The sequence below is a fragment of the Candidatus Limimorpha sp. genome (assembly GCF_056203535.1).
Genome location: NZ_JBADWU010000029.1, coordinates 1 through 7,747 on the forward strand (window position 1 = coordinate 1; position 7,747 = coordinate 7,747).

The following is a 7,747-nucleotide window of genomic DNA, read 5'->3' on the forward strand; positions in this document are numbered from 1 at the left end:
AATGAAGAGATTGCTTCTTGGAATACCGAGAGGAACGCCGCTCAAAAGAGCGTCAATTGGCAGTTTAAGACTGTCGATGCCCGAATCAAACTGAAACATCTCTACCCTATATTGAACTTTTAAGTGTTACAAAATACTAGCACATTGGTGGTCACCAGAGGATTCTGATGATGAAGAGCGTTGCTATTTGCAATTATCTGGTTGCTTCTGAGAGTTCATCATCGATGGTGAGCTATTTGATTACCAATCTGCATTATCTGATTTATTTATAAGTATGGTGTCCACGGATACGTGATTGCATCTTGAAAGCACTTCAAAAAACTCCGCCTTGCGAAAGTGAGGCGGATTTTTTTTTGTGTGGCGAGATTTGAAAATAAGTGTTATTTTTGCAGCGGTTAGAACATACAGACGATGGAAAACATAGAGAACAATGTGCTTTCGCCTTACCAGATGCAAATCCTTGAATTGCTCTCGAAGGTGGATTCACAGGAAGAGATGAACGACATCCGCCTATTGCTGGCGCATTATTTCGCCGAAAAAGCCCAAAAGGAAATAGACAAGATGTGGGACGATGGCATCATAAACGACGAAGTCATTGAAGGCTGGAAGCATGAACACATGAGAACACCGTATCGCAGATGATAAATGTTTCCCTATCGAAGCCCTGCATGAAGGAGATTTGGAATTATATTGTAATTGAACAAATAAATCATTATAAATCAAAAATATAAAATATAGAAACAAAGTAAAATATTAATCATACTGAGCTTTACGCTCTTATTCTCTCGTAGTAAAATCTGGTAAATTTTGGAACGAGAATAAGTGTGAGAGAGTTCACGTTTTGCGTGGATTTTCCGTGCTTATTAGTTCCAATGGTTTACCAGAGCCTTCTACGATGATAAGCAAAAGAATTCACGCTTTTTTTTCACCAATAAGATGTGTAGGCTCAGAAAAACAAAAGATTATGAGTCAGGAAATACACATCGGACAATTGATAAAGGCAGAGCTAAGGCGGCAGGGACGCACAAACAAATGGCTCGCCGAACAGATTGCCTGCAATCCCAGAACGATAAGCAAGATTTTTCAGAAACGTGTCATCGACACTCAACAATTGCTGCTGATTTCCAAGGCTTTGGATTTCGACTTTTTCCAGCATTATTCCGATTTGCTGCAATAGCCCGGTTTGGCGGCTTTTTATGCCCAGTTTGGGCAATGGGAAATGTGAAACGACTGAGCATTGTTGTATATTTTTGCCACCAGTTTACCAATAAAATTCAAACACAATGAAAAAGAAAAGATTAGACATCATTCTTGCCTTGACATTACTATTGTTAGGCTTTACCAAAGGTGCGTGGTCACAGATTTACAGCAGCGAAAATTGCTTTTATTCAAAAGCAGGCCGTTCAAGCGTCGACTATGTTGTGAAATTCGAATCTTCTAAGGTTTGGCTAAAGTCTGTAAGCCATTCAACTGTAAGAGAAAACCTTTCAAAATCTGAAAATTTCTACGAAAACGAAGTGTGGAGAGATGGATATGATGCTTTTATGTATGAATATGATTATCAAAAATCGACATCCTCAAAGGTGGTTTACAAGAGAGAATCAAAAAAAGCCCGTTTTTCTATGTACTGCATTAATTGTAAGAGATGGCCTGATGGTAGTGTCAGTGGTTGTGGTGCTCATGGTACTGAAGTTGTGGGATACTGGTATGTGGCTTTTTCAAAAGACAAGTCATCATTCATTAGTTGGTATGAAAAGAAGGACGACTATAATGGGGAAATCCAATCTAGAGAAGATTATACGAGAGTCCCCAAAGAAGATCTTCTTCCAAAAGCGGCAAACTATGACTTTCTCAATGATTAAGCGCGGTTTCTTCATGGCGTTGGCCTTGCTTTGCATGGATTTTGCTTTGGCTCAAAATGTGCAATACTACAAACTTACCCGAAAAATCGAGAAAGGAAAGTCGTCAGAAAATGTAACAGGCGGCCAATTCATCACATTCCTAAGCGACAAATGTTTTGAGTCGACAAAAAGTGGTGTTGGAGTTAATCACGGGACCTTAAAACGCAACAAAAGCTACAGCAACGCACAGCAAACCGTTTATCAAGGTTCAAGCTATTGGGGTTCAAACACTACTTTTATCTTCAATGCGGACAAGAGTGTCCTGAATGTTGTGCTTGAAAATGATGATAAATACATATACAAACGTGCCACGCCGCCATCCGGTCAAACGACCTGCTCTTTGATTCGGAAGAATGGTTCTTCAGGAAACACAGCTCAACCCTATTATGGAGGAGGCAATAATTACGGAAACGGCGGAAATTATGGTGGTGGTAATTACGGAAACAGCGGAACCCAAGGAAGCAATGAATCTCCATCGCAGCAACATGGATATGTAACGGAGACTTACCAGGATAATTGTCCTGTCTGTTATGGAACAGGGAAATGCCAAAACTGTTATGGAAGAGGAACATATAATGATTATACCAATACTACAAGGGATTGTCCGAGTTGCGTCAATGGCAATTGTTCTAAATGCGGTGGCTCAGGCAAGGTCACAAAGACAAGAACAGTCTGGAAATAACCGGCTTTTATATTGAAAACTGAAATCTATGGAGAACGGCGCAAGTGCCGTTCTCTTTTTTTTAGGCGCGGTGTCATGCTTTTTTCATAAAACCGTCATGCCCGACCATATTCACGCCATTGTGTATCTTGGCTGTAGAGACGCGATTCATCGCGTCTCAAATACAATCAATAATACGGAAAACGTTACGAATCCAGCACGTAGAGACGCGATTCATCGCGTCTCTAACCCAAACAAAAACACAGAAAATGAGATTCGTGACATTTTCAAAACAACAATTGATAATCAAGGAAATGCAACAAGTGTTGTTGAGGTTGTTCAAGGAGACGTGATGAATCGCAAACAAATAAAAACATTTGATATTGAGGGAGACGCGATGAATCGCGTCTCTACAAGGGGCGGGGTTACAGGCTGGGCGAATCCCATGTTGCACGAAAATTTAGGCGCGGTTATACGCGGTCTAAAGGCAAGGATTTCCAAATTCGCCCACGAAAATGACATTCCCTTTGCGTGGCAGACCCGTTTTCACGACCGCATCATCCGCAATCAGGAGGAATTGAACGCCACGGCGAAATATATCGAGGACAACCTGATAAAATGGCCTGACGAGGAAGATGAAGGCAAATAAATGCTATTGTTATTCCATCTAATAAATGACAAGGTTGCAACTTGCTATCAAACAGCGTTTTACCAATATGTCACAAAACGTGTTTTTTGGACGGATTTTTTGGAACATAAAGATGCACGGCCGTGCGTCTCTACATGCCAACAAATTCATTCTTTAAAAAAGCTGTTCTGATTTCGTAAAATAAAACATGGGGGTACAAATTGTACCCCTCACCATATTTTGTTACCTGAAATATACCCTCGTAATTCCTGCACCGCCCGTTTCAAGCGAGGCGTCGCAGAAGTTCTCAATCTCATGCTGATGGCTGAGGTATTCGCGAATTAGTTTGCGCAGAATGCCGTTGCCTTTGCCGTGCAGGATGCTCACTTCCTTGATGCTGAGAAGTTTGGCTTCGTCGATATATTTTTCAACGATGTCCAAGGCTTCTTCGGCGCGTTTGCCGCGCACATCAAGGGTGAGTTCGAAATGCTCGGCTTTCTCGCTGAGGTCATCGGCAATGCCAGCCTGCCATTTGCGCATGGTCTTGCGGCCTTCGGCACGGCTCACCTTGCGCAGTTTGTCGGGGCTGGTGCGCAACTTGATGGAATCGAATAGGATGGTGGCATCGGTGTCGCTGATGGCTATGATTTCGCCCATCACTTGCATGTCGTCGATGCAAACCGTATCGCCCACTTTCAGTTGACCGTCGTCGATGGGTTTTGGTCTCTTTGGTTCAGCGGCGGCTTCGCCTTTCTTCACAATGGCTTCCTTGGTTTCCTGCAATTCCTTGCGCAGTTCCTTGGTCTTTTCCTTTTCGGCTTGCGCTTCCTTGATTTCCTTGATGGTGCGTTCAATCTTACTGTTGGCACTCTCTATCAGTTCCTTAGCCTCTTTTGCGGCATCGCGGATGTATTGCTTTTTCTTGCTTTCCAATTCAGCAAGCAGGTTTTTGTATTTGGTCACGACTTCGGTCAAAAGCTGGTCGGCGATTTTCAGGTCTTGTTCCTTTTTGCGGATGGCTTTCTTGTCGACTTCCAACTGCTGCAGTTGCTGTTCAAACTTGAGATGCTGGTCGCCGGTGATGGTGGCGGCGTTTTCCAGAATGTATTTTGGGAAGCCGATTTTCTTTGCAATCTCAAAGGCGAACGAACTGCCGGGTTTGCCCGTCATCATGATGTACATCGGCTGCATGAATTTCGTGTCGAACAGCATGGCACCGTTGATGATGCCTTCGTGGTTGTCGGCCAAAAGTTTCAGGTTGGCATAGTGCGTGGTGACGATGCCGAAAACTTCTTTCTTGTTCAGTTCCAATAAGATAGCCTCTGCAATGGCACCGCCTAATTGCGGCTCCGTTCCCGTTCCGAATTCATCGATGAGGAAAAGCGAATTGGCAGTAGCGTTTTCCAGCAAGGTCTTCATGTTGTGAAGGTGGGAGCTGTATGTACTCAAGTCATTTTCAAGCGATTGCTCATCGCCGATGTCGATGAAAAGACTTTCAAAAAGACCACATTCCGAGTCGATGCGCATAGGCACCATGAGACCGCATTGCAGCATGTATTGGATAAGTCCTGTCGTTTTCAGGCAGACCGATTTGCCGCCTGCGTTTGGACCGGAAATGACTAAAATCCTGTCTTTTCCGTCCAATTTTAAGTCAAGCGGAACGATGTCTTTGCCTTGGGCTTTCAGTTTTTGTTCCAGAATCGGGTGGCGTGCCTGAATCCAGTTGAAGTAAGCCCCATCGTGGAGGGCTGGTTTCACGCCGCCGATTTCCTGTGCCAGTAAAGCCTTGGCGCGGATGAAATCCAGTTCACCCAACATGCTCCATGCTTTACGCAATTCGGATAAATAGGGACGTAATAAAGCCGTGAAAACCAACAGGATTTTGTGGATTTCGCGTTTTTCGGCATATTCCAACTCCTTGATTTCGTTGGATGTATCGAAAATTTCAGCAGGCTCAATGTAGACGGTCTGACCTGTGGCGGATTCATCGTGGATGAAGCCGCGCAAAGCCCTTTTGTCGGCGGCTTTGACGGGAATGACCAGGCGTCCATCACGAATGGTGATTTCCGATTTCTGGTCGACCCAGCCGGCCGTTTTCGCATCGCTCATGATTTGGCGTATGCGGCGGTCGATACCGCCTTGCTTGCGTCGCACGCTTTGACGTATTTCCTGCAATTCAGGTGATGCGTTGTCGGGGATTTCGCCTTTGTCGTCGACCAAGCGGTTGGCTTCGGTGAAGACTTTTTTCTCAATGAAAATATTGTCAGTCAAGGCTTTGAGTCGCGGATACTGCATGGCATTTTCGGAGTTGCCGAAACGCATGATGGCTTCTAATACATTGAGTGAAGGCTTCAGGGCGAAAAGGTCTTCGATGCTGAGGCAAGTGCCTTCAATCTGAATGCGGTGGAAGGCTTCGCGCAAATCGTGGAAGTCGCGCATAGGGAAAGGCACGCCTTGCTGGAGCAGTGAGATGAATTCCTCAGTCTGCTCTAAACTCTTGGTTATGAGGTTGATATTTGTGGTGAACGACACGCTTTCGGCTCGTTCCAACCCCATCTGGCTGATGCAGTGGGCGGCAAGCATCTGGCGAATGCCGTTGAAACCTATCTTTTGTTCGAAGTTGTTTGGATATATCACGGTAGTAAAATATGCTGCAAAATTACTAAATTGCGCTTTGTGTGTTCAAAATGGCCAAAATGTTTGCTCGATGTTGAGCAATTTATTTCTCAAACTTCCTCAAAATCTTCAGTTTGGCGTTTTCGGCTTTGCCGCCGTAGGGATGTTCGCGCAGCGGTAGGTTGAGATGTGTTTTGCCGGTCAGGACGGTTTGCGGGTGCGTAAATTCGCGGAAGCCCCATTCGCCGTGGTAGGCGCCCATGCCGGAGTGCCCCGTGCCGTTGAAGGGAACGCCTTTCACCATCAGGTGGACGCAGACCTCGTTGATGCAGCCGCCGCCAAACTGCTGGGTGCGCATTATGCGGTTGGCCCATTTCATGTCGTTGGTGAAGGCATACATCGCCAAAGGATGTTCGCGCCCGGCAATGGTGTCCATCAAGTCGTTGATTTCGTTGTCTTTGTAGGTGACGATGGGCAGCAAAGGACAGAAAAGTTCGTGCTGTACGATGTCATCATTAATATCAATAGGGTAGAGGATGGTCGGGGCAAAACGCCTTGAATTTTTGTCGCCTGTGCCGCCGAAAATGATGCGGTCTTTGTATTGCTGGGCAAGGCTTTCGCATTTGGCGTAGGCCGCTTCGGTGATGAGTTTCGGGTATTCCTCATTCGTTTCGGGGTGCGCGCCGAGTTGTTGCACAAAAGCCGCTTTCAGTTCCTCAAGGAATGGTTCCGCAACCTCTTCCGCAACGGCTATCTGATTGATGTTGATGCAGATTTGTCCTGCATTGCAGACTTTAAAGAAAGCGATTTTGCGCGCGGCATCTTTCAAATCGGCATCTTTGCGCACGATGCACCAGTTGCCCGTTTCGCCGCCCAATTCCAAGGCTACGGGCGTGAGGTTTTTGGCGGCTTCGGCCAATATGTGTTTGCCGATTTCGGGAGAACCGGTGTAGAAAATCTTGTCGAAACGCTGGGCAAGGCACATGTCGGCTATTTCGTGACCGCCGTCAATCAAGGTGACTAATTCCTTGGGGAAGACTTCGGCAAAGAAACTTTTCAGAAACGCAGTGCTGGCCTTCGATTTGGAACTCGCCTTGATGACCGCCGTGTTGCCGCCTGCAATGCTTGCCGTGAGCACGCCTATGGTGAGCAGCATGGGAAAGTTGAACGGGCTGATGATGAGCGAAACGCCGTAAGGCATTTTGTAGACTCTCGTCACGAGACTTGGGAAACACATAAAGCCGCTGAAATGCCTCTCGGGGCGTGCCCAACGCCGCAAGCCGCGTATGGTCTCGTTGATTTCCACGATGATAGGCCCGATGTCGCAAAGGTAGGCTTCCACTTTGCTGCGGCCCAAATCTTCATGCAAAGCCTGCTCAAACTCGGCTTCGTGGGCGATGACGGCGGCTTTGAGTCGTTTCAGTTGCTTGATGCGCCACGCCACATCGAGGGTTGCGCCCGTGCGGAAAAACCGTCTCTGTGCGGCAACTGTGTCTTTTATGTCTGTTTCGGTATACATTATATTAATAAGGTGTTCGTGTGGGCAAAAGTAGTGTTTTTAGGTTACTTCATGTTGTTTTTGCGAACAAATCTTCAAAAATATGGCAATAATCCTTGCTGTTGTTCCGAATATAAAACATCTCAAAAAAGCCGTGCGCCCGACGTGTTTCTTCAATTTTTCAGTTGTTTTGCTCCATCGGCAGGACCGAAATTCGACTTTTCGAGCTTTTGGTCCCTCGCAAGGTCTATTTCCTCGACACGTCGAGCTTTTGGTCCTTCGCAAGGTCTTATTTCTCGACACGTCGAGCATTTTGTCCTAGTACTTTGTAACATCTAAATATTGCATAAAACAAAGAATAATCGTATCTTTGCCGCGTCACATACAACACGATACGATTATGCCTATCCAGAAGTACGAGGTAAGTCTGTCTGCAACGGAGC

The 7,747-nt window shown here is 45.9% G+C and carries 7 protein-coding genes; 5 read left to right on the forward strand and 2 right to left on the reverse strand.

The features are described 5' to 3' along the window. Positions 1–411: 411 nt before the first annotated feature. The 5 genes from AC06MN_RS03385 to AC06MN_RS03405 all read left to right on the forward strand — a co-directional run bounded on the left by AC06MN_RS03385 (position 412) and on the right by AC06MN_RS03405 (position 3,211). On the forward strand, positions 412–642 hold the full coding sequence (locus tag AC06MN_RS03385; protein ID WP_475670945.1) for a hypothetical protein: 231 nt from the start codon (positions 412–414) through the stop codon (positions 640–642). Between the two features lie 322 nt (positions 643–964). After that, positions 965–1,177, forward strand: coding sequence for an XRE family transcriptional regulator (locus AC06MN_RS03390; RefSeq protein WP_475670946.1), 213 nt, complete (start codon positions 965–967; stop codon positions 1,175–1,177). Positions 1,178–1,283: 106 nt separating this feature from the next. Further along, entirely contained in the window at positions 1,284–1,862 is a 579-nt protein-coding gene (locus AC06MN_RS03395) for a hypothetical protein (protein ID WP_475670947.1), read from the forward strand. After that, positions 1,843–2,583, forward strand: a complete 741-nt coding sequence (locus AC06MN_RS03400) for a hypothetical protein (protein WP_475670948.1) — start codon at positions 1,843–1,845, stop codon at positions 2,581–2,583. Before AC06MN_RS03395 ends, AC06MN_RS03400 begins: the two co-directional genes overlap by 20 nt. Before the next feature lie 28 nt (positions 2,584–2,611). Beyond that, on the forward strand, positions 2,612–3,211 hold the full coding sequence (locus tag AC06MN_RS03405; RefSeq protein WP_475670949.1) for a transposase: 600 nt from the start codon (positions 2,612–2,614) through the stop codon (positions 3,209–3,211). Between the two features lie 222 nt (positions 3,212–3,433). On the opposite strand, the gene AC06MN_RS03410 is transcribed toward AC06MN_RS03405, so the two are convergent. Next, entirely contained in the window at positions 3,434–5,827 is a 2,394-nt protein-coding gene (locus tag AC06MN_RS03410) for an endonuclease MutS2 (RefSeq protein ID WP_475670950.1), read from the reverse strand. An 82-nt stretch (positions 5,828–5,909) separates the two neighbouring features. Then, positions 5,910–7,325: an aldehyde dehydrogenase family protein gene (locus AC06MN_RS03415; protein ID WP_475670951.1), complete on the reverse strand. Its 1,416-nt coding sequence runs from the start codon at positions 7,323–7,325 to the stop codon at positions 5,910–5,912. Positions 7,326–7,747: the final 422 nt, after the last annotated feature.